This is a genomic window from Acidimicrobiia bacterium, assembly GCA_035651955.1.
GTDB lineage: Bacteria > Actinomycetota > Acidimicrobiia > IMCC26256 > JAMXLJ01 > JAMXLJ01.
Window position 1 is genome coordinate 1 of the sequence record DASRES010000064.1, and the last position, 24,785, is coordinate 24,785.

The window sequence follows — 24,785 nt, forward strand, 5'->3', positions numbered from 1 at the left end:
CGCGACGAACCTGATGCTGCGACGCGAGCAGATCGGCTCGGGTGGTCGCGTCGATCGCGCCGTGGGCTTCGTGACGCTCACCGCGCCGACGACGATCGCGACGCGTCGCGCCGCATCACCGCACCCGACGCACGTCGCGCAACCGAAGCCCGTCACGGAGGTCGGCAGCGCGTATCGCGCGCCGCGCACGGTGGGCCGGGGGTACCACCTCGTCGACGCGTACGAGCAGCCGGGCGGTGGTGTGCAGCTCTACTACAGCGACGGGTTGTTCACGATGTCGGTGTTCGAGCAGCGCGGTCCGCTCGACGAGTCCGCGCTGCCGCGCGGAGGACGCGACGAGACGATCGGTGGTCGTCGCGTCCGCGTCTACGAGACGCCGGGCGTCGACACGATCGTGTGGGGCGCGAACGACATCGCGTACTCGTGCGTGACCGACGCACCACGACCGGACCTCGTCGCGGCGCTCGACGCCCTTCCCGCGGCCCGCGGCCGCGGCGCGCTCGGATCGCTCGCGCACTTTGTTCTCGCGCCGTTCAGCTGGGACTGACGGCGCGTCGTTCTTGCGCCGTTCAGCTGGGAGTGAGCGGGCGCGACGCGCGTCAGTCGATCGGCGTCGAGCTCAGCATGCGCCGGGACCGCAGGATCCGACGGCGCTCGCGCTCGGACGCACCACCCCACACGCCGTGGTCGATGCGGAAGTCGAGCGCGTACTCCAGGCACGCGAGTCGCACGGGGCACTGGAAGCAGATGTGACGCGCACGGTCGACACCGACACCGTCGGACGGGAAGAACACGGTGGGGTCGTACTCTCGGCAGCGAGCCTCGAGCATCCACGAGTTCTCGTGTTCGTGTTCGGGGGGCGGCAAGACGTCCATGGCGTTGCCTCTCTGAACGACGGAGGCGACGGGTCGGTTCCCCAGGATGCCGGGAACGCGGGCGCCAGGCACGCGTTCTCAGCTGATCCTCAGGGTCGGCATGGAACCTGGTCGCACGATAGGGCGTTCCCCACGATGCGTGCCGACTCGGGCACGTGCCACGGGGATCGGTGCAGGCGGCGGTGCACTCGACAGGAGCGGAGACGTGAGCGAGCACGACGACGCGGGTGGCGGCGCCGAGACGCCCGCCGCCGACGAGCCGACCCTCCCGGGCACGACGAGTCCGTGGAACCCACCCGAGACGCCCACGAGCCCCTCGCCGTCGGCGGCGGCTCCCGACGCGTCCGAGCCCGCGACGAGCCCGACCCCCGCGGTCCCGCCCGCGCCGGCGCAGCCGGACGAGCCTCCCGCCGGCACCCCGTCCGGTACGTGGGCGGCCGCGGCCGGCGGCACCCCCGGTGCCGGATACGGCCCGCCCCCGGGCACGCCGTGGTCCGCGCCAGCACCCCCGTCCGGCGGCTGGGGAGGTCCCCCTGCCTCCTCGGCCCCGGCCGGCGGGGGTCGCGGCGGTGGGCTGCGTCAGGTGCTGCTCGGTGCGATCGTGGGCGCGATCGTCGCCGCGCTCGTCGCGAGCGGGATGTTCCTCGCGTTCGACGACGATCACTCGAACGGCCCGAACACCGCGGTGGCCGCGGCGCGCAACACGTCCGTGTTCGCGAAGCCGGCCGACGTGCACGCGGTGCTCGAGAAGGTCGAGCCCGCCGTCGTCGCCATCACGACCGGGAGCGCGGCGGGCGACGGTCTGTTCGGTGGCGGCTCGGGCAACGGGAACGGCAACGGCGGTGCCGGCACGGGCGTCGTGATCTCGCGCGACGGCTACATCGTCACCAACAACCACGTCGTCGACGGCTCGGGTGGGCGCGTCGAGGTCACGTTCAACGACGGCACCCACGAGCGCGCGACGGTCGTCGGCACCGACCCGTCCGCGGACCTCGCCGTCGTCAAGGTCAGCTCGTCGAACCTGACGCCCGCGGCGCTCGGCGACTCCGACAAGCTCGTCGTCGGCGACGAGGTGATCGCGATCGGCAACGCGCTCGCGCTGCCCGGTCAGCCGAGCGTCACGCGCGGGATCGTCTCCGCGCTCAACCGCTCGATCGACACCGAGGTCGGCACGACGCTGGACCACATGATCCAGACGGACGCCGCGATCAACCCCGGCAACTCGGGCGGACCGCTCGTGAACTCGAACGGCGAGGTCGTCGGCATCAACACCGCGATCGCGAACCCGGCCGAGGCCCAGAACGTGGGCTTCGCGATCGCGATCGACCAGGCGAAACCGATCATCGACGAGCTGCGCCAGGGCAAGAGCGTGCAGCCCGCGTACCTCGGCGTCGTGACGCAGACCGTCACGGCCGCGATCCAGCGCCAGCTCGACCTGAAGGTGTCGTCGGGCGCGGTCGTGCAGCGCGTCGAGTCCGGGTCACCGGCCGACAGCGCCGGCATCCAGCAGAACGACGTGATCGTGAAGGTCGGCGACACGAACGTGACGAGCGCGCAGGACGTCGGCAACGCCGTGCGCAGTCATCGTCCGGGCGACAAGGTGACGATCGTCGTCAACCGCGACGGCACGAGCCGCTCGATCGACGTGACCCTCGGCTCGCGCCCCGAGAACCTCGGGTAGCCGGGGCCCCGGCTCGCTGCTCGGCGGGATACCCGCCTCGCGCCCTGAGAACCTCGGGTAGCCGCGGCAACGCACGGCCTGGCGGGATACCCGCCTCGCGGCCGCTCGCCTTTAAGCTGCCGACATGTCGTCGGAACCCGAAGACCTCGAGCAGCTCCCGCCCCAGGGCCACGTGCGCGTCGTGTACCTCGGTCCCGCCGCGCCCCACTGGGACGTACAGGGTGTCTTCGGCGATCGCCAGGTCATCGACGAGTTCCGCCAGCGGGCGATGGCCCGGCTGCAGCTCCTGCCCCCGCACGATCCCCAGTTCCGCCGGAACCGTGAGCGGGTCGCGCGCGACGCCGAGCGCGAACGTCTCATCCTCGAGTGGGACCTCGGCTACGAGGAGCCCGAGACGACGTCCTGACGACCGTCGTCGCGCGGTCGTGACCGAGCGTCAGCTCGGGATCGCGTCGTCCTCTTCCTGCGCGCCCGGGTGGACGCCCGTGACCATGAACTGCACGCGCTCCGCGATCGTCACCGCGTGATCCGCGACGCGCTCGTAGTGCCGGGCGACGAGCGCGAGCTGCACGGCCTGCTCGATCGCACCTTCGTCGGCCGAGTCCCACGACAGGATGTGACGGAACAGGCTCTTCGACAGGTCGTCCATGACGTCGTCCATGTCGGCGAGCGCCGCGGCGCGTGAGCCGTCGGCGTCCGCGAAGGCGTCGACCGCGACCCGCGTCTGGTTCGCGGCCTGCCCGCCCATCCGATCGATGATCCCCCGCGCACGCGGGTCGAGCTCGTGGGGATACAGCCGGCGCGTCGTCTTCGCCACGTTCACCATGAGGTCGGCCGACCGCTCGAGCTCGTGCCCGATCCGCAACACGGTGACGACGGCGCGCAGGTCCGTCGCGAGCGGCTGCTGGCGCGCGAGGAGCAGGAAGCACTTGTCCTCGACGAGGTGACAGAGCCCGTCGACGAGGTCGTCGTGCTCGATGACCCGCTCCGCGGCGACGAGATCGGCGTCGAGGAGCGCCTGGGTCGCGCCGGCGATCGCCTCGGTCGTCAGCGCACCGAGCCGGATCACGTCGGCGCGCAGCTCCTCCAGCGCCTCCTGGAACGCCTTGCGGGCCTCGGGGATCGTGGTCACGCGGGACTCCTCGTCGGGAACGTTCGGATCGTGTCGTCGCGCGTCCCATCATCCGTGGTCGACGCCGGGGGCGATGCGGACCGTCGCCGGGCTTCACCGGTTGTTTACCTCTTCGTCGCGCGGGGGCCACGGTACGGCTACGTGTCCTCCGTAGCGTTCGCCGCGACATGGACAACAGCATCGACCGAGGCAGGGTCCGACCCACCGGCAGGAGGCAGGCAATCCGATGAAGACCTCACGCGGCCGACTCCGCGCGTCGTCACTCGTCGTCACAGCAGTAGCGTTGGCGCTCGTCGCTGCCGCGTGCGGCAGCAGCAGCTCGAAGTCCAAGGGGAGCAGCGCGACGACGGGCGCGTCGAGCAGCCTTCCGAGCGCGACGCTCAACGGCTCGGGGTCGACGTTCCAGCAACCGTACGACCAGGCCGCGATCCAGGCGTTCACCCAGCAGCACCCCGGCGTGACGATCAACTACGCGGGTGGCGGCTCCGGCAAGGGCCAGACCGACCTCCAGGGCAAGCTGGTCGACTTCGCCGGCACCGACGCGCTGCCGAAGCCCGCGGATCTTCCCAAGTACACGGGCGGTGCACTCCTGTACTTCCCGTTCGTGGCGGCACCGATCACCGTCTCGTACAACGTGAGCGGCCTCGACAAGCTCCAGCTGTCGGCCGACACGATCGCGAAGATCTTCGAGCGTCAGATCAAGACCTGGAACGACCCCGCGATCAAGGCGGACAACCCCGGTGTCTCGCTGCCGTCGACGAGCATCACGGTCGTGCACCGCTCCGACTCCTCGGGTACGACGAACAACTTCACGACGTACCTGAAGAAGGCCGCGCCCACGGTGTGGACGCTCGGCGCGGACAAGACGGTCAACTGGCCGAGCGACACGCAGGCGGGCAACGGCAACCCGGGTGTTGCCAACGCCGTCAAGGCGACCAACGGCGCCATCGGCTACATCGACTACTCGGACGCGAAGGCCTCGGGCCTGAAGTTCGCCTCGGTGAAGAACGCGGCGGGCAAGTTCGTCGCCCCGTCGCTCGACGCCACATCGGCGGCGCTCCAGACGGCCACGATCAACCCCGACCTGAGCTACGACCCGATCAACGCGCCGGGCGACGCGTCGTACGCGATCACCAGCCCGACGTGGATCATGGTCTCCAAGAACCAGACCGACCACGCGAAGGGCACGGTGCTGAAGGCGTTCCTGACGTTCGTCCTGTCGTCCGACGGTCAGAACCTGGCGGCGACCGCCGACTTCGCCAAGCTGCCCTCGAACATGCTGTCGAAGGCACAGGCGCAGCTGAACCAGATCGTCGTCCCGTGAACGAGGCGGTGGGGAGCGGAGCCGCGCGCGGCCCGCTCCCCAGCCGCCAGCGGCCCGAACGCGAGTTGCGATGAGCACCGATCTCCGGCCCCGGCCGCAGGCGCCGGCCCCGCACAAGCTCAGCGAGACCCCCAACCCGTCCGGCGCGCACAGCGACCGGGCGTTCCGCTACCTCGCGCTGGGTGGCGGCCTTGTCGTCTTCGTGGTCCTCGCGCTCATCGCGTGGTCGACGACCAAGGAGGCGTGGCCCGCCTTCACGAGCGAGGGCATCTCGTTCGTCACGTCGACGACCTGGGATCCGGCCCACGGCAAGTTCGGCGCGCTCGCCCTGATCTACGGGACCTTCGTGACGTCGGCGATCGCACTCGTCTTCGCGGTGCCGGTCAGCTTCGGGATCGCGCTGTTCGTCACCGAGGTCGCGCCCGGCTGGGTTCGCCGGCCCGTGGTCTACGTGGTCGACCTCCTCGCGACGATTCCCTCCGTCGTCTTCGGGCTCTGGGGCATCGCCGTGCTGGGTCGCGCGGTGCCCGGGTTCTACGAGAACGTCGCGAGCTTCTTCGCACCGATCCCGGTCGTCGGCACGCTGCTGAGCGGCGACCCGATCAGCGGCGCGAGCTTCATGACGGCGGGCCTCATCTTGGCGCTGATGATCATCCCCATCGTGACGTCGATCGCGCGCGAGGTCTTCGCGACGGTGCCGTCGGAGCAGAAGGAGGCCGCATACGGGCTAGGCGCGACGCGATGGGAGATGATCCGCGGTGCGATGTTCCCGTACGCGCGGAGCGGCCTCGTCGCGGGGACGATGATCGGGCTCGGCCGCGCACTGGGTGAGACGATCGCCGTCGCGCTCGTCGTCGGCGCGAACGCGCGCGTGACGCCGAAGCTTTTCAGCAACGGCAACACGATGGCCGCGATCATCGCGAACGAGTTCGGTGAGGCGACGGGGACACACCGGGCCGCGCTCATCGGGCTGGGCGTGCTCCTCTTCGTCATCACGATCGTCATCGGGATCTTCGCCCGGTGGATCGTGAGCCGCTCGGCACACGACGTCTCGACCGGAGCGGTGCGGTGAGCGCCGGGACGCTGTTCGTCGCCGAGAGTCGCGGGCGGAAGGTCCGCAACGCGCTCGCGACCGCGTTCATGGTCCTGTCGTTCTTGGTCATGCTCGTCCCGCTCGTGCTGATCGTCGGCTACGTCGTCCAGCGCGGCGCAGGTGTCATCAGCTGGTCGTTCCTCACCGACGACCTCCCGATCATCGATCGCCTGCCCGGCGGCGGCATCGGCCCCGCGATCGTCGGCACGCTCATCATCGTCGGCGCCGCGACCGCGATGGCGGTGCCGCTCGGTCTTTTGGGTGGCATCTACCTGAACGAGTACGGCGGGAAGCGCCGCACCGCGAGCGTGGTGCGCTTCCTCGCCGACGTGATGACCGGGGTGCCGTCCGTCGTGATGGGGCTCTTCATCTTCACGATCTGGACCCTGCGGTACCAGTACAGCGCCTTCGGCGGCGCGCTCGCGCTCGCCTGTCTCATGCTCCCGATCATCATCCGGACGAGCGAGGAGGTGCTGCGGCTGGTCTCGCACGACCAGCGCGAGGCGAGCTACGCGCTCGGCGGCCGAAAGGCCACGACCATCCGGCGCGTCGTACTACCGGCCGCGGCGCCCGGGATCCTCAGCGGTGCCCTGCTCGCCATCGCGCGCGCCGCCGGCGAGACGGCACCACTGCTGTTCACGATCCTCTACGTCACGAAGACGAACACCAGCCTGCTCCACGGCCCGAACGTCGCGCTCCCGCTGCTCATCTTCAAGAACGCACAATCGCCGTTCACGGCCGCGGCCGACCGGGCCTGGGGTGCCGCGCTGACGTTGATCGTCATCGTGTTCGTGTTCACGCTTCTCGCGCGTATCGTCGCCGCGGGCTTCGACCGCCGGAGGCGGGCATGACGACCATCCCCACAGGGAGCCGTTCCATGAGCGAGCTGTCGACGCCCGGTCGCACCGACCCCGTTGTCGGGCTGGAGCACGACCTTCCGGAAGAGGCGCGGGAGATCGTGTTCGAGGTTCGGAACCTCGCCGTGCACTACAGCGGCGCGCTCGCGCTGCGCGACATCACCGTCGACATCGCCGCGAACGAGATCACGGCCGTGATCGGTCCGTCGGGGTGCGGCAAGAGCACGTTCATCCGGTGCCTCAACCGCATGAACGACCTCGTCGTCGGCGCGAAGGTCGAGGGTCTCGTGCGCTTCCGGGGCGAGGACCTCTACGACAGCCGGGTCGACCCGGCGTCGGTCCGCCGGCGCATCGGCATGGTGTTCCAGCGTCCGAACCCGTTCCCGAAGTCGATCTACGAGAACGTCGCTTACGGCCCGCGGATCAACAAGATGAAGGAGCACCTCGACGACACGGTCGAGCGCGCGTTGACGCAGGCGGCCTTGTGGGACGAGGTGAAGGACAAGCTCAAGAAGAGCGGGCTCGCGCTGTCGGGCGGTCAGCAACAGCGGTTGTGCATCGCCCGCGCGTTGGCGGTCCAGCCCGACGTGCTGCTGATGGACGAGCCGTGCTCGGCGCTCGACCCGATCGCGACGGCACGCATCGAGGACCTGATGGACGACCTCAAGCGCGACTACACGATCGTGATCGTCACGCACAACATGCAGCAAGCAGCGCGCGTCTCGGACCGCACCGCGTTCCTCACCACCGAGGTGGACGAGAGCGGGCATCGCTCGGGGCGTCTCGTCGAGTTCGCCCGCACGTCGACGTTGTTCACACACCCGTCCGATCCGCGCACCGAGGGCTACATCACCGGCCGGTTCGGGTGAGCTCCTCGTCCCTTGCCGGTGGCTGCGGCTCGGCCGCGCCGGTCCCGGGTGGCAGGTGGTGACGCGACCAGTAGTCGAGGAACGACAGGATCGCGAGCACGACGTAGAGCAGCGCGAGCCACTCGGGCACCCAGCGGTGCTTTGCGTCCGTCGCGGGCGCGAGCGCGATCGACACGGCCGCCGAGGCGAGGAAGAACAGGCCGCGCCGGTCCATCAGTGCAGTGCCGCCACGATCCAGTACGTGACCGCGGCGACGATCGCCGCGCCCGGGATCGTCAGGACCCATGCCCACACGACGCGTCCCGCGACACCCCAGCGCACCGCGGACAACCGTTGCGCCGAGCCGACGCCGACGATCGCACCGGTGATCGTGTGCGTCGTCGAGACCGGGATGCCGGCGTACGACGTGAAGAACAGCGTCGCGGCGGCCGCCGTCTCCGCGCAGCTGCCGCCGACCGGCTGCAGCCGCGTCAGCCTCGAGCCCATCGTCTTCACGATGCGCCACCCTCCCATCAGCGTGCCGAGCGCGATCGCCGCGTTGCAGGCGATCACGACCCACAAGGGTACGCCCGCGTGCTTGCCCAGGTGTCCGGCCGCGATCAGCAGCGCGAGGATGACGCCCATCGTCTTCTGCGCGTCGTTGGCACCGTGGCCGAGGCTGTACGCGGCGGCCGACACCAGCTGCGTCCGCCGGAACCCGCGGTTCAGCCGCTCGACCCGCTCGTACCGGTACGTGAACCAGTACACGACGACCATCAGCACGAACGACAGCGCCAGGCCGATCAGCGGTGACAGGACGATGAACACCGCGATCGTCCGGATGCCGTTGATCACGAGCACGTGCGTGCCCGCTTTGGCGACGGCGGCGCCGGCGAGCCCGCCGACGAGCGCGTGGCTCGACGACGTCGGGAGGGCGAGCCAGAACGTGATGAGGCCCCACGCGATCGCGCCCACCAAGCCGGCGAACACCACCCCGATCGACAGGACGTCCTGGTGCACGACGTCCTTGGCGATCGCGTTCGCGACGTGCGTTCCGAAGACGAGGAACGCGATGAAGTTGAAGAACGCGGCCCACACGACGGCGAGGCGTGGTGACAGGACGCGCGTCGAGACGACCGTCGCGATCGAGTTCGCCGAGTCGTGGAACCCGTTGACGAAGTCGAATCCGAGCGCGATGAGGATGACGGTCCAGAGGGCGAGGGTCTCCACGGGTGCGTCAGGCGTGCTTCAGCACGATGCTCTCGACGATGTCGGAGATGTTCTCGACGGCGTTCACCGATCCCTCGAGCGCCTCGACGACGTCCTTCCACTTGAGGACGGCGAACGCCTTGTACTCACCGGAGAACAGCCGGGCCACGGACCGACGGTAGACGTGGTCGGCCTCGCTCTCGAGCCGGTCGATCTCCTCGAGGTCGCCGTCCATGTTGCGCAGGCTCGGCAGCTTCCCGATGAGCTGCACGTTCGCCTCGGCGGCCCGCACGAGGATCCGTGCGATGTCGCGCATCTCGGGAAGGGCCTCGTCGACCCCGTGCAGGACCAGCAGGTCTGCGGCGGCGTGGATGTCGTCGACGACGTCGTCGATCTCCTCGGTGAGCGCGTGGATGTCCTCGCGGTCGAACGGGGTGACGAACGACGCGTTCAGACGGCGCAGCACCGTGCGGGTGAGCTCGTCGCCGCGCCGCTCGCACGCGTTGATCGCGGCGACGGTGACCTCGGCGTTGGCCGGGTCGTCGAGCAGGTCGCGCAGCAGCCGCGCAGCTTCCGCGAGGTTCTCGGCCGCCTCGTTGAACAGCAGGTAGAAGCCCTCGTCGCGCGGGACGAGCCGGAACCGCATCCGTGGCACCCCCGTGAATCGGCCGGCGGAGTGTTGCGCGGCGGCTGGCGCTGCACCAACCGAACGCTCGCCCGAAGGTTACGGCCGTGACGTGGGCGGTCATCGGACTGTCGCTCGCGATCGCCGTCGCGGCGCTCGTCGTCGCCTATCGCGCGGTGCGCGGCCGTGTCGGCGAGACGGGCACCGCGCGCGCGGGTGGGGTCGAGACGGCCCTTGCTCGCCTCGAGCGGGCCGCCGAGGACGCCGACGAGCGCACGCACGAGGCGCTCGTCGATCGCGACCGGCTCGCCGCTGCGCTCGCAGGCTCGCCCGACGGCGTCGTCGTCGTCGACACGGACGGCAGCGTCGTGATGCGTAGTGACGCGGCGCAACGGTTCGTCGACCCGCGCCATTCGGATGCACTCGCGGCGGACGTCGTCACAGAGCTGCTCGATCGAGCGCGGACAGGTACCTCGGGAAGGCGCGAGCTCCAGCTGTTCGGTCCGCCGCGACAGGTGGTCGTGATCGAGGCGATGCCGGTCGTCCACGAAGGCGGCGCGCTCGGCGCGGTCGCGTTCATTCGTGACGTCACGGAGGCTCGCCGGGTCGAGAACATCCGCCGCGACTTCGTCGCGAACGTGAGCCACGAGCTGAAGACCCCGATCGGGGCGCTCGCGCTGCTCGCCGAGACGATCGCGATGGGCGACGACCCGACTGTCGCGCGGCAGCTCGCCGACCGGATGGTTCGTGAGGCGGACCGCCTCGGCCACATCATCGACGACCTCCTGGACCTCAGCCTCATCGAGGCACAGGAGACGCCGACTCGCGACCCGGTGCCGGTCCACGTGCTGTTGACGGACGCGGTCGACCACGTGCACGAGGCGGCCGAGATCGCGCAGATCCCGGTCATCGTCGCGCCCGTCCCGGCCGACCTCGCGGTCCGGTGCGACCAGCGGCAGATCGTCAGCGCGCTCACCAACCTCCTCGACAACGCCGTGAAGTACTCGGACGCCGGAGAGCCCGTGGAGGTCGACGCGCGCGTGATCGGCGATCGCGTCGCGATCTCGGTACGCGACCACGGGATCGGCATCCCGGCCCGGGACCGCGAGCGGATCTTCGAGCGGTTCTACCGCGTCGACCGGGCGCGCAGCCGCGCGACCGGCGGCACGGGCCTCGGCCTGTCCATCGTGCGGCACGTCGCGCAGGCACACGGCGGCGAGGTCGGCGTCGAGTCACGCGAGGGTGAGGGCTCGACGTTCACGTTGCAGCTCCCGATCAGCACGCCGCGACACGGTCGCGGGGACACGAAGGTCTCTTGATGCCAGATCCGCCGACGATCCTCGTCGTCGACGACGAGCAGTCCTACCGGCAGGCACTGTCCGTCGCGCTCGAGCGCGAGGGGTTCCTCGTCGACGTCGCCGCCGACGGCGTCGAGGCGATCGAGCGGTTCGAGGCGTCGCGACCCGCGCTCGTGCTGCTCGACGTGATGCTCCCCCGGATGTCGGGCGTGGACGTGTGCCGGGAGCTGCGGGCGCGGGGCGCGCGTGTGCCGATCCTCATGGTCACCGCCCGGAACGCGGAGATCGACGCGGTGGTCGGGCTCGAAGTGGGCGCCGACGACTACGTCACGAAGCCGTTCCGCCTCCGTGAGCTCATCGCCCGCGTGCGCGCCCATCTCCGGCGAGCGCCGTCGACGGACGGACGCGACGAGGGTTCGTCCGACGTGATCGAGGTGGGCGACGTGCGGTTGGACGTCGGGCGGCACGAGCTCGTGGTGCGGGGCACCACCGTCGCGCTCCCGCTCCGCGAGTTCGAGCTCCTCGAGCTGCTGCTCGAGAACGCGGGCCGCGTCCTCCCTCGCGACGTCATCATCGACCGCGTGTGGGGCCCGAACTACTACGGCGACACGAAGACGCTCGACGTGCACGTGAAGCGCCTGCGGGCGAAGGTCGAGCCCGATCCTGCACACCCCGAGCGCATCGTCACGGTGCGCGGCGTCGGCTACCGCTACGAGCGCCCGCGCGAGACGTAGGCGTACGCGCGACCGCGAACCCGCCGGCGTCGCTCGCGCTCGGGCAGCAGGTCGTCGTCCACGCCGCGCGCCAGTGCGGCGATCGTCCGCGGGTCCTCGTCGAGCCAGGCCGCGGCGTCGTCGCGTTCGTCGTCGAGGCGGGTCGTCTCGGGGCGCGTCAAAGCTTCGCCAGCGCTTCCTCGTATTCCGAGCGGGCCCGCGGGGTGGCGAGGTTCGCGGACGAGAACGTCGCGACGACCTTGCCGTCCTTGTCGATGACGAACGTCGCGCGGTTCGCGCAACCGAGATCCTCGTTGAACACGCCGTACGCCTTCGCGGTCGCACCGTGCGGCCAGAAGTCGCTGAGCACCGGGAAGTCGAAGCCCTGCTGCTGCGCCCACTGGGCTTGCGCATGGCGGGTGTCGCACGACACGGCCAGCACCTGCGCGTCCGCGGCGGCGAAGCTCGACGGGTCGTCGCGGATCTCGCACAGCTCGCCCTGGCACACACCGGTGAAGGTGAACGGGTAGAAGACGAGGACGACGTTGCGCGTGCCGCGGAACTGGGACAGCGAGACGTCGTTGCCGTTCTGGTCCTTCAGGGTGAAGTCGGGCGCGGTGTCGCCGACGTCGACGCTCACGAGGTCTACCTCCTTCTCGACGGGGGTCGGACGACTGTTGTTCCCGGTGTGGCGCGCGCTCAAGCTGGAGTCGTCAACGCGTCTCGAGCGCGGCACTCGCCGCGGTCGCGGCACCACGGAGGTCGGCGCGTGCGATGCCGTGCAGCGGCGTGACGGCGGCAAAGCCCGCGCGGACGAGCGCGAGGTCGGTGTCGGGATCGCCCTCGACGTCGTTGCCGGTGAACTCGAGCTGGACGTGGCCGTCCGCCGTGTCCGCGCTGCCTGCCCACACCGTTCCGTACGGGGCCAGGTGTGCCTCGCGAACGCCCTTCACCTCGTGCAACACGCAGTTCGGGACGTTGACGTTGAGCACGCGCGGTCCTCCGTGCGGCTGGGCCGCCCAGTCGACGCACGCGGCCGCGATCGTCGAAGCCGTCTCCCAGGCGAACGTCTCGCCCATCGCGATGCTCACCGCCACGCCGGGAACGCCGAGGCCGGCGGCCGTCAGCGCGGCACCGACGGTTCCGGAGTGGAGGACGAGGTGCCCGGTGTTCGGTCCGGGATTCACGCCCGACGCGACGAGCTCGGGTGGGTCGCCGAAGCCGCCCAGGCACGCCGCGTACACCGCGGCGGCGGGCGGCTGGTCGATCGCGACGACGCGCACGCTGGGGACCTCGGGCCAGTGGTGCTCGACGAGCGGGATCGGCCCGAGCCGGTGGAGCGGCCCGATCGCCGCGCTCGCGCCGCTGCGGTCGGACGTCGGTGCGACCACCGTGCAGTCGTGCCCGGCCCGCACGAGCGCGACGGTCAAGGCCAACAGGCCGGGCGACTCGACCCCGTCGTCGTTCGTCACGAGTACGCGCATCTGGCTCTTAGCGCGGTGGCGGGACGTACTCGGCCGTCAAGATGTGCCCGTCGCGCACCTCGAGCACCCATGTCGACGCCTTCGCGGACCGTGGGTCGGGGCCGAGCTCGACGCCGGCGCTCCAGAGGCCGCTCAGCACGTCGCGGACGACGTCGCCGTGCGTGCACAGCACGGTCGACTCTCGCGCCGCGGTGACCAGCGCGAGTGCGCGCGCCGGGCCCGCACCCTCGGCGAGGTCGTCGACGGCCTCGACGTCGACGTCGAGGGATGCCGCGAGCGGCTCGACCGTCTCGACGCAGCGCGTCGCCGGGCTCGACAGGACGCGGGTGACGCCGAGATCGGCGAGCACAGCGGCGAGCGCGTGGGCCTGTGCGCGGCCCTTCGCCGACAGGGGGCGCGCGGCGTCGGGAGCGCGCCACGCGCCTCGCTCGCCGGCGTTCGCGTGCCTGACGAGCGCGACGACGACGGTCGCGACGTGATCGAGCAGCACGCGGTCGTGGTCGTACGACAGGAGCGTGCGCGCCTCGGCGGTCGTGCACCAGCGGAGCTCGTCGACCTCGTCGTCGACGGTGAAGCCGCGGTCGTCGACCGGGACCATCAGCCAGTAGCGGACCTCCTTGGGGCGCCCACGATGGTCGAGGTAGCGCACGGGCGCGAGCTCTCGACCCAGACGGCAGAGCAACCCCGTCTCCTCTTCGACCTCGCGCAGTGCACCCGTCGCCGGCGGTTCGTCGGGGAGCAGCTTCCCCTTCGGGAAGCTCCAGTCGTCGTAGCGCGGGCGATGCACGAGCGCGAGCTCCCACTCGCGGCCGCCACCGGCCACGCGCCGGACGATCCCGCCCGCCGCGAGGACGAGCCCGTCACCGTTCGTCACGGCGCCTCGTTGACCCCGGGCACGTGCGCCCGCTGGATCGCGAGCGTCCGCAGCTCCCGTTGCGAGTCGACGCCGGCGACCGTCGGCAGCTTCCGCCACGAACCGTCGGGTCCGAGCTCCCACGCGAGCACGTCGTCGGCGAGCTCGACCGTGAGGATCTCGTCGAGCCGCGCGCGCAGGCGGTCGTCCAGCACGGGCACGAGCGTCTCCACGCGGCGGTCCAGGTTGCGGGGCATGAGGTCGGCGGACCCGATCCAGTGCTCCGCGGTCGTGGGATCCGCGCCGAAACGGTAGATGCGGGAGTGCTCGAGGAACCGGCCGACGATCGAACGCACACGGATGTTGTCGGACAGACCGTCGACACCGGGACGCAGGCAGCAGATGCCACGGACGACGAGGTCGACGCGCGTCCCCGCCTGTGACGCCGCGTAGAGCTCGTCGATGACCTCCGGGTCGACGAGGCTGTTCATCTTCATGGTGATGGCCTTGTCGCCGGTGCGCGCGGCTTCACGACGGATCCGTTCGACGAGCGCGCCCCGCATCGTCGCCGGCGCGACCAGCAGCTTCCGGTACGGCGCGCCGCGGCTGTACCCGGTGAGGTGGTTGAACAGCTCGGTGAGGTCCGCACCGAGGTCGGGATCGGCCGACAGCAGCCCGACGTCCTCGTAGAGCGTCGCGGTCTGCGGGTTGTAGTTGCCGGTCCCGACGTGGCAGTAGCGCCGGATCCCACCGTGCTCTTGCCGCACGACGAGCAGGATCTTCGCGTGCGTCTTCAAGCCGACGAGCCCGTAGACGACGTGCGCGCCCGCCTCTTCGAGCGCGCGTGCGCGCTCGATGTTCGCCTGCTCGTCGAAGCGTGCCTTCAGCTCGACGAGCACGACGACCTGCTTGCCGGCCTCGGCTGCTGCGATCAACGACCGGACGATGCCGCTCTCGGGGTTCGCGGTCCGGTACAGCGTCTGCTTGATCGCGAGCACCCGCGGGTCGCGCGCCGCCTGGTCGATGAAGGCCTCGACCGACGTCGCGAACGAGTCGTACGGGTGGTGGACGAGCACGTCGCCCGTCTCGAGGATGCGGAAGAAGTCGGGTGCGACCTCACCGGGCGTCAGCGCGGCGGGCGTCTGCGGCTTCCACGTGTCGTCGTGCAGGTCGGGGCGGCTCAGCGCGTGCAACGTCCACAGGCCCGCGAGGTCGAGCGGCCCGTCGACGACCGTCACGTCCTCCTCGGACAGGTCGAGCTCGCGACACAGCAGGCCGAGCACCTCGTCGGACATGCGCGTGTCGACCTCGAGGCGGACGGCGTGGCCGAAGCGTGAGCGACGGCGCAGCACGCTCTCGATCGCCTCGAGCAGGTCCTCGGCTTCGTCCTCGAGCTCGAAGTCCGCGTCGCGTGTGACGCGGAACGGGTGGTGGGCGAGGATCTCCATGCCGGGGAAGAGCGTGTCGAGCCGCGCCGCGATGAGCTGCTCGAGCGGCACGAACGCGCGCTCGTCCGGGAGCGCGACGAAGCGCGGCAGCAACGGCGGCACCTTGACCCGGGCGAAGCGCTCGTCGCCGGTGACGGGATCGCGCACGACGACCGCGAGGTTGAGCGAGAGGTTCGAGATGTAGGGGAACGGGTGCGCGGGATCGACCGCGAGCGGCGTCAGGACGGGGAAGACGTGCTCCTCGAACACGCCGTCGAGGAAGCGGCGGTCGTCGTCGGTGAGGCCGTCCCAGTCGCAGAACCGGATCCCGTGCTCCTCGAGCGCGGGCGCGACCTCCTTCGTGAACACGGCAGACTGGCGGGCGACGAGCTCCTCGACGCGGTGCCGGATGCCGCGGAGCTGCGCCAGCGGGCCGAGGCCGTCGGGTGACGTCGCGCGCAGACCCGCCGCGAGCTGCTCCTGCAGGCCCGAGACTCGCACCTGGAAGAACTCGTCGAGGTTCTGGCTGAAGATCGCGAGGAACTTCGCCCGCTCGAGCAGGGGGACGGACGGGTTCTCGGCGAGGGCCAGCACCCGGGCGTTGAAGTCGAGCCACGACAGCTCGCGGTTGAGGAACCGCGAGTCGGGAGCGGCCTCGCCCCGTGCGCCCGCCTCCGTGTCGGGAGGAGGCATGCGGCGATCGTACCGGTCCACTCGCGAATTCCCGTTCGGCTCGGCGAGACGGACGGGCGGCACCTCCGGCCCGCGAGGGGGGAGTGGCGAACCGGAGGTGCACCCGGCCGACCCGCCGACCGTACGGGCTGTCGTGGTCGGGACGGTGTCGCGCGCGCGAACGCCGCGTTCCGTGACGGTGAACCCTCGGCTACGGCTGGATCGGGAGAGCGGACGCCCGTGTGAGCGCGAGCATGGTGCGTCATGGCCCGGGACCTCCGCGACCTCGAGTCGACGCCGTTCGCGCGGCTCGCGATGGCGCATGCGGCGAGCGTCGTCGGTGACGCGTGCCTGACCGTCGCGCTCGCCGGGTCGATCTTCTTCTCGCTCAGCCCGAGCGCGGCGCGGCCGAAGGTGTTGCTCTACCTCGTTCTCACGGTCGCGCCGTTCTCCGTGGTCGCACCGGTGATCGGTCCCGCGCTGGACCGGACGCGCGGCGGTCGCCGGATGCTCGTGGTCCTGGGCTGTCTCGGCCGCGCGGTGATCTGCTACTTCATGGCGAAGCACCTGCACGGGCTGTTGCTGTTCCCGCTCGCGTTCGGCGCGCTGGTGCTCTCGAAGGGGCAGTCCGTCGCCAAGAGCTCGCTCGTGCCGACGACGGTCAAGGGCGAGGACGAGCTCGTCGAGGCGAACTCGCGACTCGCGCTGATCGCCGTCATCGCGAGCATGGTCGGCGGTCTCCCCGCGGCCGGCGTGCTGAAGCTGTTCGGCGCCGAGTGGTCGCTCTACCTCGCCATGTGCGTGTTCCTCGTCGGCGCGGTGCTCGCGCTCCGGATCGACAAGGCGAGGTCGCTCGCGCCGGGTGAGCGGGCGAGCGAGCGCGCCCGGCTGAACGTCCCGAGCATCACGATCGCGGCGACGGCGATGGCCGTGCTGCGCGGCGCGGTCGGGTTCCTCACGTTCTTCGCGGCGTTCGCGTTGAAGAGCGCGCACGAGAGCGCGATCTGGTACGGCGTCGTGCTCGTCGCGAGCGCGGGCGGCAACTTCCTCGGCGTGATCGTCGCGCCCGTGCTCCGCAAGCGGCTCCGCGAGGAGGTGATCCTCGCCGGGTCGCTCCTGCTGCCCGCGGTGATCACGCTGTTCGCGGCGCGCTCGGGGAGCCTGATGATGCTCGTCGTCGCGTCGGCGGGGGTGGCGTTCGGTGCGGGCGCGGGGAAGCTCGCGTTCGACAGCCTCGTGCAGCGTGACGGTCCGGACGAGATCCGCGGCCGCGCGTTCGCGCGCTTCGAGACCCGGTTCCAGCTGTGCTGGGTCGTCGGCGCGCTGATCCCGGTCGCGCTCTTCGAGGTGATGACGAAGCGCGTCGGGTTCTTCGTGCTGGCACTCACGCTCGGCTTCGTCGGGCTGTCGTACGCAGGCGGGTTGCGCGCGAGGAGCACGCAGGGCCGCCGTCGACCGCTGCCGCCCGGTCCGTCCCCCGCACCCGAGGGGCGGGAGCCGATGACATGACGTCCGCCGTACGCTCGGTGACGCGCGACGAGATGGCCGCGTTCGCGCGTGCGGAGTTCACCGCCTTCGGCGTGCACGTGCCGGAGGAGACGCCGGCGTGGGCGTTCGAGGATCTCGACCGCACGCTCGCCGCGTTCGACGGCGACGAGGTCGTCGGGACGACGCGCGCGTACTCGATGGAGCTGACGTTGCCCGGCGGCGCGTGCATCCCGGTCGCGGCGGTCAGCGCGGTCGGTGTCCTGCCGACCCACCGAAGGCGTGGGTTGCTGACTGCGATGATGCGAGCACAGCTCGACGACGTCACGTCACGCGGCGAGCACATCGCCGCGCTCACGGCATCCGAGGGCGGGATCTACCGCCGCTTCGGGTACGGCATCGCGACGATGCACGTGTCGTTCGAGCTCGACCGCCGACACGCCGCCTTCATCGACGGCCCGCGCGGCGAGGGGCAGTGCCGTCTCGTCGACGACGGCGAGGCGCGGTCGCTGCTCCCCGCGATCTTCGACCGCGCGCGTCGAACGTTTCCGGGCGCGATGTCGCGTCCCGAACTGTGGTGGCCGAGCCAGTACTTCGCGTTCGACGAGTCGAAGGTCGGATCGGGGAAGGCGTTCCACGTCGTCCACGTCGGCGACGACGGCGAGCCCGACGGGTACGTGACGTACTCGCTCGAGGAGCGGTGGCTGCGCGGGATCAGCAGGCACCGGCTCGGCGTACGTGACCTGCAGAGCGTCACGCCTGACGCGCGTCGCGCGCTGTGGCGGTTCATCTGCGGTGTCGACCTCGTCGAGACGATCGCGACGTGGAACATCCCGGTCGACGAGCCGTTGCGGTGGATGCTCTCGGAATCGCGTCACATGCTCGTCGACCGGTTCGGCGATCACCTGTGGCTGCGCATCGTCGACGTGCCTGCCGCGCTCGCGGCCCGCAACTACGCGAGCGACGGCGAGGTCGTGCTCGACGTGCGTGATGGGTTCCGCCCGTCGTCGGGCGGCTGCTTCCGGCTGCACGTCGACGGCGGGAAGGCGTCGTGCGAGCGCGTCGACGGCGCGCGGGCGGACCTCGTGCTCGACACGCCGGAGCTCGCGAGCACCTACCTGGGTGGTGTCACGTTCGGCGAGCTCGCACGCGCCGGTCTCGTCGAGGAGCGCACGCCGGGCGCGATCACCCGCGCGGACACGGTGTTCGCGTCAACGCCCGCCCCCTACGCCGCGACCTGGTTCTGACTCACGACCAGCCGCTGCCGGCTCCCTTGACCATGCCGAAGGGGCCGGTGGGCCAGTTGAAGCAGTCCATCATCAGACGGTCGACCTCGTCGGCCGTCGCGATGCCGGCCGCGACGACGGCCTGCGCCTCGGCGATCATCGCGAAGTAGACCCGGTTCGCGACGAAGCCCCACGCGTTCGGCGCGTCGCGCACGACGACCGGGTTCTTGCCGCACGCGGCCGCCGTCTCCCGCACGGTCGCGATCGTGTCCTCGCTCGTCTCGCGCGTGCGCACGATCTCGGCGAGGCGCATGACCGGCGCGGGTGATGCCCAGTGCCAGCCGATCACGCGGTCGGGACGGTCCGTCGCGGCAGCGAGCGCGGTGATCGGGAAGCCCGACGTGTTCGACGCGAGGATCGATCCCGCCGGCGCCGCCCGGTCGAGGTCGCGGAACACGCGGATCTTCAGGTCGAGGCGCTCGGGCACGGCCTCGATCACGAGGTCGGTCGCCGCGGCCTCGTCGAACGACGCCGTGAACGAGAGACGCTCGCGCGCGGCGTCGGCCTGCTCACGAGTCAGCTTGCCGCGCTCGACGCCGCGCTCGAACCCGTAGCGGCCCGTCGTGGTGATCTCACGCGCCTTGTCGAGCGCAAAAGGGTCGACGTCGTAGCACGTGGTCGTGAACCCGGCGGTTGCGGTGACCTGCGCGATGCCCGCGCCCATCACGCCGGCGCCGAGAACGCCGATCCGCAGTTCCTGGGTCATGCGATCGCTCCCGTCACGCCGCGGTCGTGTCGAGTGTGTGCACTGGCTCGTCGACCGTTCGGCCCGTCCACCGTGCGAGTCCCCGCAGCTTCGCGCCGAGCGCGGCGGCCTCGCCGGGGAGGAGTGCCTGCGGCCCGTCGCAGCGCGCGCCGGCTGGGTCGGGGTGCACGTCGAGCATCACCCCGTCCGCGCCTGCCGCGACGGCGGCGAGGGCCATCGGCTCGACGAGCGCCCGCGACCCGGTGCTGTGGGACGGGTCGACGACCACCGGGAGGTGCGATCGCTCGCGGACGACCGGTACCGCCGAGAGGTCGAGCGTGTTGCGGGTCGCGGTCTCGAACGTGCGGATGCCGCGCTCGCACAGGATGATGTCGAGGCTGCCCGACGCCGCGACGTACTCCGCGGCGAGCAGCCACTCGTCGATCGTCGCGGACAGCCCGCGCTTCAGCATCACCGGCTTCCCCGAGCGCGCGCACTCCTTCAGCAGCTCGAAGTTCTGCATGTTGCGCGCACCGACGCGCACGACGTCCGCGATCGCGTCGACGGTCTCGAGGTCGTCGGGGTGGAGCACCTCGATCACCCACGGCAGTCCGGCGCGCGCACGCTCGTGCGCGACGAGCGCGACGCCGTCCTCGCGCAGACCCTGGAACGCGTACGGCGACGTCCGGTGCTTGAACAGGTCGCCGCGCAGCAACGTCGCGCCGGCCGCGACCGCCGCGTCGCACGCCGCCCCGAGCTGCTCGGGCGTCTCCACTGCGCACGCGCCGGCGACGAGCGTGAACGTGTCGCCACCGACGACCGCGCTGCCGGCGCGCACGGTGGAGCGCGCGCACGTGTCCGTCATGGCGACGAGCCGGTGGTCCGGGTGTGGTGCGGGCACGGTCGGTCCTCCCTCTCGGCCCCGTTCGACGCCCGGACGCGAAGCGCCCCGGCGTCGAGGCCGGGGCGTCGTCCCTGTGTGGCGGCGAGGCGCGCTACCCGCGGCGGCTCGCGGCCCGGGACACCCCGGCGCCGACGAAGAACCAGCCGAACGGATAGGTGCGCGTCATGAGGGCCCGAACGGTATCACCCGTCCGGCAGGTCGATGCGGGCGAGCCAGAGCCCGGGCGCCTCGAGCTCCGCCGGCGTCGGCAGCATCTCCTCGCGCTCCCAGAGCCGGTTGAGGCCCTCGGGTCCGGCCCGCTCGAGGACGCCCCGGCAGAACGCCTCGCCGCGCTCGTAGTGCTCGCGGTCGAGGTGGAGACCGAGGAGTCCCTCGATGAAGCGATCGGCCTCGCCGCGCTCGAGGCGGTGGCGCTTCATCGCCTCGTGGATCTGGCCGTACGAGCCGATCATCCGCGCGCCGATGCGGTCGAGGACGCTGTCGGCGTAGCCCTCGACGACCGACGTGAACGTCTGCAACGTGTCGAGCACCGCGCGCTGGCGGTCGGACTGCATCGCGCCGAGCAGGGCCTCGGGCCGCTCGGCGATGCTCGCGAGCGACGCCGGGTCGGTCGGGTCGACGTCGCCGAAGCGCGCCTCGAACGCACCGGGATCGACCTCGTACGCGGAGACGTAGTCGATCGCGAGCCGTACGAGGCGTGACTGCACCCACGGCACCGCGCGCTGCGCGGCGTGCACGACCTCGTGCAGCGCGACGTAGAAGCGGAGATCGGTCGCGGGCAACGACCACTCGCGCTGGAACGCGTCGATGTTCGGGACGACGAAGCAGAGGCTCGGCGCGTCGTCCGTCGGGAGTGGGAGGTCGTACCGCCCGAGCGCGTGCTGCGCGAGGTAGCCGATCATGGAGCCGGCCTGCATGCCGAGCAGCAGCGGCGCGAGGGTCGTCAGCAGACGCCCGAACGGGTCCGTCCCGGGCGGGAGGCCGAGCATCGCGCCGAGGTCGGGTTGGTCGGGCCCCATCGACTCCGCGTCGAGCAGGCCGTCGGCCTCCTGCGCCGCGGTCATCGCGTCCTCGAGCGTCTTCGCGAGCGGCTCCACGACGTTGCGCAACGCGCCGGCGTGCAGGTTCGCCCACCCGCGCGGCGTCACCGTCTGCATGGGCGTCTGCAGCGCGGTGGTCAAGCCCGTCTCCGCGACGACGTGCGACTGCGCGGCCCGCACGAGCTCCTCGAGCTCGCGGTGCGCCGACTCGCCGAAGCCGACTTCGGGCTCGCCGTTCGTGGCGACCTGCTCGGCGACCTGCCGCGCGACCTCCCAGTTGACCGGGCCCTCGGACTGCAGCATCCGCATCATCTGCGCGATGTCGATGCGCGACAGGTCGAGGCCGCCGGGGCCGAACGGGCCACCCGGTCCGAAGGGGAACGGTGACGGCTGGCGTCCCGGCTCGTCGGGATCGTCGTGCTCGCCGGGTTGAGGCAGGTCGCCCACGCGGTCAGTCTATGGAGCATGGTGTGCGTGGCGATCACGGGCGTTTCGGGCGTCATCGGTCAGCGCGTGCTTCCGCTGCTCGACGCCGACGCCGAGGTCGATCGCATCGTCGGGCTCGACGTGCGCGATCCCGCGCGCCGCGCGCGGCGGTTCGAGTTCCACCGCGTCGACGTCGCGAGCGGTGAGCTCAAGCCGCTGCTCGAGGGCGTCGACGTCGTCGTCCACCTCGCCGCGCTCCCCGACGCGATCACCGACGAGTCCCTGATGGGGCGGGTGAACGTCGACGGGACGCGTCGCGTGCTCGAAGCGGCGACGTCCGCCGGTGTCGGGCGCGTCGTTCGCGTGTCGAGCGCGACGGTCTACGGCGCGTGGGCGAACAACCCGGTGCCGCTGACCGAGGACGCGCCGCTGCGGCCGAACCCGCGGTTCGCGCCCGCGGTCGTCGCCGCCGAGGTCGAGCGCCTGCTGTTCGACTGGCACGACCAGCACGCGGACGGCACGGTGACGGTGCTGCGCGCGGCCCCGATCATGGGCGCGGCCTCGGGGACCGACCATCTCTCGGCCCGCCTCGTCGCGGGGCGTCCGGCGCTGCGCATCCGCGGCGCGAACCCGCCCGTCCAGGTGGCCCACGTGGACGACGTCGCCGCCGCGGTGGCGCTCGCGGTCGGCCGCCCGCTGCCGGGCGCGTACAACCTCGCATGCGACGGGTGGCTCGCTCCTGATGCCGCGCTGGCGCTCATGCCGCGCCGGCTCGTGCCCGCCCTGCCGGGCGGCCTGGTGGAGAGGGCGCTGACGCGGGCTCGCCGTCTCGGCCTCCCCGGGGTGTCGCCCGGCATCGTCCCGTACCTCACGCACCCGTGGGTGGTGGCCAACGACCGGCTCCGAGCGGCCGGGTGGAGTCCCGCCCACACCAACGAGGACACCATCCTCGAGACCGGCGACGCGGCCCGTTCCCGCCTCCCGCTCGTGATCGCGGCCGGGGCCGCCGGCGCGGCGACGGCCGCGGTCGGCGTCGTCGCGGCCCGTCGCCGGCGCGACCGCTCCGCGCGTCTTCGCGACCACGCATAGCGTGGAGGTGTGACGAGCGGGCGGATCGTGGTCGTGGAGGACGACGACGCCATCGGCAACGGGCTCGTCGAGGCGTTCCGTCTCGACGGCTACGACGCCGATCGCGTCGTCGACGGCGTGAGCGCGCTCGACGCTTTCGCCGACGACCGGGCCGACCTCGTCGTCGTCGACCTCGACCTGCGCGACGGGAGCGCGAGCGCGCTGTGCCGCGTGGTGAAGCAGCGGAGCCCGGCGCCGCCGGTCCTCGTGCTGACGTCGGATGGATCACGCGCGCGCTTCCGAGCCGCGGCGCTCGACGACCTCGCGGCCGCGGACGACTACGTGCCGAAGCCGTTCGCGCTCGCGGACCTGCGCGCGCGTGTGCGCTCGCACCTGCGGCCCGATCTCGCGTCACGCGGCCGGCTGGTGGTCGGCGACGTCGAGGTCGACCGGCTGGCCGGGCGCGCGTGGATGCGAGGCCGCCCGCTCGCGCTGCGCCCCAAGGAGCTCGAGCTGCTCGCGTTCCTCCTCGCGCACGCGGGGCGGGTCGTCGCGCGGCGCCGCATCCTCGATGCCGTCTGGGGACGCGCCGCGGACGCGCCGACCAAGACGCTCGAGGTGCACGTGTCGATGCTGCGCCGGAAGCTCGGCGACCACGCGGCGACGCGCATCGTGACCGTCCGCGGGATCGGGTACCGCTACGACGCGCTCGCGCAGAGCAGCGCGGTGATCGTCAGCTCGTCGCCGTGGCGGGAGGGTGCTCCCGTGTCCACGCGTCCCACTCCGGCGTGAAGTAGCGGACGCGCGTCTTCTTGTACTCCTTGACGGACCAGAGCAGCGCGTAGTCGTCGACGCCGGTCTCGTCGCGGATCGCGTCGATCGTCGCCTCGCAGTCGCGCGCGCTGCGCCCGTGCACCATCGTGAACACCGAGTACGGCCAGTCCTCGTACGTCGGCCGGCGGTAGCAGTGGCTCACGGCCGCGAACCCCGCCATCTTCGGGCCGAGCTCCTCGAGCTGCTCCTCGGGGACGGCCCACACGCCCATCGCGTTCGCCTTGAACCCCGCCGTACGGTGGTTCATCACCGCCGCGAAGCGGCGCATCAGCTTGCGCTCCTTGAACGACGCGAGCATGTCGAGCACGTCGCGTTCGCTCACTCCGAGATGGGCGGCCTGCGCCGCGAACGGGCGCTCGACGAGCGGAAGGTCCTCCTGGACGACGCGGATCGTCTCGATCTCGACGTCAGACAGCTCGGGCGCCTCCATGTCGGGACGGCGCTCCGGCTTCTCGTGCTCGAGCACGTCGCTCTTTGCGTTCGCGGCCGTCGTGCCCGTCATGTCGAGCTTCACGCCGATCTTGTAGAGCTTCAGCGTCGGGAGCTTGCGTGTCACGAGGGCGCCGGACGCGCGGTGCAGGACGTCGACGTGCTCGTCGAGCGACTGTCCCGGCGGGACGGCGATCGTGTACCAGAGGTTGTACGCGTGGTTGCGCTTGTAGTTGTGGCTGACACCCGGATGCTCGCTCACGACGCGCGCCGCGTCGTCGACGCGGTCCGGGTCGATCTTCGCGGCGACGAGCGCGGAGTCGTACCCGAGCGCGCGCGTGTCGAAGATCGCGGACAGCTGCCGCAGCACACCGAGCTGCTTCAGTCGCCGTACCCGCGCACGCACGTCGGCATCGCCGATGGACAGCCGCTCCCCGAGCGCCCCGAACGGCTGCTCCACGACGGGGAAGTCCCACTGGAGCGCGTTCAACAGCTCGCGATCGACGTCCTCGAGCTCGTCCGAGTGCGATGTCATGC

General features: G+C 71.3%; 27 protein-coding genes. 13 read left to right on the top strand and 14 right to left on the bottom strand.

Going from position 1 to position 24,785, the window contains the following annotated elements; genetic code table 11:
* Positions 1 to 547: hypothetical protein (locus VFC33_13635; GenBank protein ID HZR14277.1), on the top strand; the 547-nt coding region annotated here is incomplete at its 5' end.
* Positions 548 to 599: 52 nt separating this feature from the next.
* On the opposite strand, the gene VFC33_13640 is transcribed toward VFC33_13635, so the two are convergent.
* Positions 600 to 875: a WhiB family transcriptional regulator gene (locus tag VFC33_13640; protein ID HZR14278.1), complete on the bottom strand. Its 276-nt coding sequence runs from the start codon at positions 873 to 875 to the stop codon at positions 600 to 602.
* A 205-nt stretch (positions 876 to 1,080) separates the two neighbouring features.
* Between VFC33_13640 and VFC33_13645 the strand changes: the two genes are divergently transcribed.
* Both VFC33_13645 and VFC33_13650 read left to right on the top strand, forming a co-directional pair.
* Positions 1,081 to 2,556 (top strand): trypsin-like peptidase domain-containing protein, encoded by a 1,476-nt coding sequence (locus tag VFC33_13645; GenBank protein HZR14279.1) that lies wholly within the window; start codon positions 1,081 to 1,083, stop codon positions 2,554 to 2,556.
* 124 nt (positions 2,557 to 2,680) lie between these two features.
* Positions 2,681 to 2,962: a hypothetical protein gene (locus VFC33_13650; GenBank protein HZR14280.1), complete on the top strand. Its 282-nt coding sequence runs from the start codon at positions 2,681 to 2,683 to the stop codon at positions 2,960 to 2,962.
* A 30-nt stretch (positions 2,963 to 2,992) separates the two neighbouring features.
* Here VFC33_13650 and phoU read toward each other — a convergent pair whose 3' ends face one another.
* The gene (gene phoU, locus VFC33_13655; protein ID HZR14281.1) at positions 2,993 to 3,688 is read right to left on the bottom strand and encodes a phosphate signaling complex protein PhoU; all 696 of its coding nucleotides are present in this window, start codon (positions 3,686 to 3,688) and stop codon (positions 2,993 to 2,995) included.
* 283 nt (positions 3,689 to 3,971) lie between these two features.
* Between phoU and pstS the strand changes: the two genes are divergently transcribed.
* The 4 genes from pstS to pstB all read left to right on the top strand — a co-directional run bounded on the left by pstS (position 3,972) and on the right by pstB (position 7,831).
* Entirely contained in the window at positions 3,972 to 5,012 is a 1,041-nt protein-coding gene (gene pstS / locus VFC33_13660; GenBank protein HZR14282.1) for a phosphate ABC transporter substrate-binding protein PstS, read from the top strand.
* A gap of 70 nt (positions 5,013 to 5,082) precedes the next feature.
* Positions 5,083 to 6,084 carry a phosphate ABC transporter permease subunit PstC gene (gene pstC / locus VFC33_13665; GenBank protein ID HZR14283.1) on the top strand — a complete coding sequence of 334 codons (1,002 nt, stop codon included), beginning with the start codon at positions 5,083 to 5,085 and terminating at the stop codon, positions 6,082 to 6,084.
* Positions 6,081 to 6,956 (top strand): phosphate ABC transporter permease PstA, encoded by an 876-nt coding sequence (pstA, locus tag VFC33_13670; protein ID HZR14284.1) that lies wholly within the window; start codon positions 6,081 to 6,083, stop codon positions 6,954 to 6,956. Before pstC ends, pstA begins: the two co-directional genes overlap by 4 nt.
* Entirely contained in the window at positions 6,953 to 7,831 is an 879-nt protein-coding gene (pstB, locus tag VFC33_13675) for a phosphate ABC transporter ATP-binding protein PstB (GenBank protein HZR14285.1), read from the top strand. The genes pstA and pstB overlap by 4 nt, the downstream gene beginning before the upstream one ends.
* On the opposite strand, the gene VFC33_13680 is transcribed toward pstB, so the two are convergent.
* Genes VFC33_13680 through VFC33_13690 form a run of 3 tightly spaced genes read right to left on the bottom strand, consistent with a single transcriptional unit; the run spans position 7,812 to position 9,665 of the window.
* Positions 7,812 to 8,045: a hypothetical protein gene (locus tag VFC33_13680; GenBank protein ID HZR14286.1), complete on the bottom strand. Its 234-nt coding sequence runs from the start codon at positions 8,043 to 8,045 to the stop codon at positions 7,812 to 7,814. The genes pstB and VFC33_13680 overlap by 20 nt on opposite strands.
* Positions 8,045 to 9,040, bottom strand: coding sequence for an inorganic phosphate transporter (locus VFC33_13685; GenBank protein ID HZR14287.1), 996 nt, complete (start codon positions 9,038 to 9,040; stop codon positions 8,045 to 8,047). The genes VFC33_13680 and VFC33_13685 overlap by 1 nt, the downstream gene beginning before the upstream one ends.
* 7 nt (positions 9,041 to 9,047) lie before the next feature.
* A complete protein-coding gene (locus VFC33_13690) occupies positions 9,048 to 9,665 on the bottom strand; it encodes a DUF47 family protein (GenBank protein ID HZR14288.1) in 618 nt (205 codons plus the stop codon).
* An 86-nt stretch (positions 9,666 to 9,751) separates the two neighbouring features.
* Here VFC33_13690 and VFC33_13695 point away from each other — a divergent pair, with 86 nt between their 5' ends.
* Positions 9,752 to 10,963: an ATP-binding protein gene (locus tag VFC33_13695; GenBank protein HZR14289.1), complete on the top strand. Its 1,212-nt coding sequence runs from the start codon at positions 9,752 to 9,754 to the stop codon at positions 10,961 to 10,963.
* Positions 10,963 to 11,676, top strand: coding sequence for a response regulator transcription factor (locus VFC33_13700; GenBank protein ID HZR14290.1), 714 nt, complete (start codon positions 10,963 to 10,965; stop codon positions 11,674 to 11,676). Before VFC33_13695 ends, VFC33_13700 begins: the two co-directional genes overlap by 1 nt.
* On the opposite strand, the gene VFC33_13705 is transcribed toward VFC33_13700, so the two are convergent.
* The 5 genes from VFC33_13705 to VFC33_13725 form a co-directional block, all read right to left on the bottom strand.
* Complete coding sequence (locus VFC33_13705; GenBank protein ID HZR14291.1) at positions 11,652 to 11,837, bottom strand: hypothetical protein; 186 nt, start codon at positions 11,835 to 11,837, stop codon at positions 11,652 to 11,654. The two genes, VFC33_13700 and VFC33_13705, sit on opposite strands and share 25 nt — an antisense overlap.
* Positions 11,834 to 12,295: a peroxiredoxin gene (locus VFC33_13710; GenBank protein HZR14292.1), complete on the bottom strand. Its 462-nt coding sequence runs from the start codon at positions 12,293 to 12,295 to the stop codon at positions 11,834 to 11,836. Before VFC33_13710 ends, VFC33_13705 begins: the two co-directional genes overlap by 4 nt.
* 73 nt (positions 12,296 to 12,368) lie before the next feature.
* Positions 12,369 to 13,127, bottom strand: coding sequence for a 5'/3'-nucleotidase SurE (locus VFC33_13715; protein HZR14293.1), 759 nt, complete (start codon positions 13,125 to 13,127; stop codon positions 12,369 to 12,371).
* Between the two features lie 19 nt (positions 13,128 to 13,146).
* Complete coding sequence (locus VFC33_13720; GenBank protein ID HZR14294.1) at positions 13,147 to 14,013, bottom strand: NUDIX hydrolase; 867 nt, start codon at positions 14,011 to 14,013, stop codon at positions 13,147 to 13,149.
* Complete coding sequence (locus VFC33_13725) at positions 14,010 to 16,112, bottom strand: RNA degradosome polyphosphate kinase (GenBank protein ID HZR14295.1); 2,103 nt, start codon at positions 16,110 to 16,112, stop codon at positions 14,010 to 14,012. The genes VFC33_13720 and VFC33_13725 overlap by 4 nt, the downstream gene beginning before the upstream one ends.
* 243 nt (positions 16,113 to 16,355) lie before the next feature.
* Here VFC33_13725 and VFC33_13730 point away from each other — a divergent pair, with 243 nt between their 5' ends.
* Both VFC33_13730 and VFC33_13735 read left to right on the top strand, forming a co-directional pair.
* Complete coding sequence (locus VFC33_13730; protein ID HZR14296.1) at positions 16,356 to 17,600, top strand: MFS transporter; 1,245 nt, start codon at positions 16,356 to 16,358, stop codon at positions 17,598 to 17,600.
* A complete protein-coding gene (locus VFC33_13735) occupies positions 17,597 to 18,823 on the top strand; it encodes a GNAT family N-acetyltransferase (protein HZR14297.1) in 1,227 nt (408 codons plus the stop codon). Before VFC33_13730 ends, VFC33_13735 begins: the two co-directional genes overlap by 4 nt.
* Position 18,824: 1 nt before the next feature.
* On the opposite strand, the gene VFC33_13740 is transcribed toward VFC33_13735, so the two are convergent.
* From VFC33_13740 to VFC33_13750, 3 genes are all read right to left on the bottom strand, one after another.
* Positions 18,825 to 19,568, bottom strand: a complete 744-nt coding sequence (locus tag VFC33_13740) for a 3-hydroxyacyl-CoA dehydrogenase family protein (protein HZR14298.1) — start codon at positions 19,566 to 19,568, stop codon at positions 18,825 to 18,827.
* 13 nt (positions 19,569 to 19,581) lie between these two features.
* Positions 19,582 to 20,412, bottom strand: a complete 831-nt coding sequence (aroF, locus tag VFC33_13745) for a 3-deoxy-7-phosphoheptulonate synthase (GenBank protein HZR14299.1) — start codon at positions 20,410 to 20,412, stop codon at positions 19,582 to 19,584.
* A 221-nt stretch (positions 20,413 to 20,633) separates the two neighbouring features.
* Positions 20,634 to 21,938, bottom strand: a complete 1,305-nt coding sequence (locus VFC33_13750; GenBank protein ID HZR14300.1) for a zinc-dependent metalloprotease — start codon at positions 21,936 to 21,938, stop codon at positions 20,634 to 20,636.
* A gap of 27 nt (positions 21,939 to 21,965) precedes the next feature.
* On the opposite strand from VFC33_13750, the gene VFC33_13755 reads away from it, so the two are divergent.
* Together VFC33_13755 and VFC33_13760 are read left to right on the top strand one after the other, a co-directional pair.
* On the top strand, positions 21,966 to 23,006 hold the full coding sequence (locus tag VFC33_13755) for an NAD-dependent epimerase/dehydratase family protein (protein ID HZR14301.1): 1,041 nt from the start codon (positions 21,966 to 21,968) through the stop codon (positions 23,004 to 23,006).
* A gap of 9 nt (positions 23,007 to 23,015) precedes the next feature.
* Positions 23,016 to 23,777, top strand: a complete 762-nt coding sequence (locus tag VFC33_13760) for a response regulator transcription factor (GenBank protein HZR14302.1) — start codon at positions 23,016 to 23,018, stop codon at positions 23,775 to 23,777.
* On the opposite strand, the gene VFC33_13765 is transcribed toward VFC33_13760, so the two are convergent.
* Positions 23,719 to 24,783 carry an Lrp/AsnC family transcriptional regulator gene (locus tag VFC33_13765; GenBank protein ID HZR14303.1) on the bottom strand — a complete coding sequence of 355 codons (1,065 nt, stop codon included), beginning with the start codon at positions 24,781 to 24,783 and terminating at the stop codon, positions 23,719 to 23,721. The two genes, VFC33_13760 and VFC33_13765, sit on opposite strands and share 59 nt — an antisense overlap.
* Positions 24,784 to 24,785: the final 2 nt, after the last annotated feature.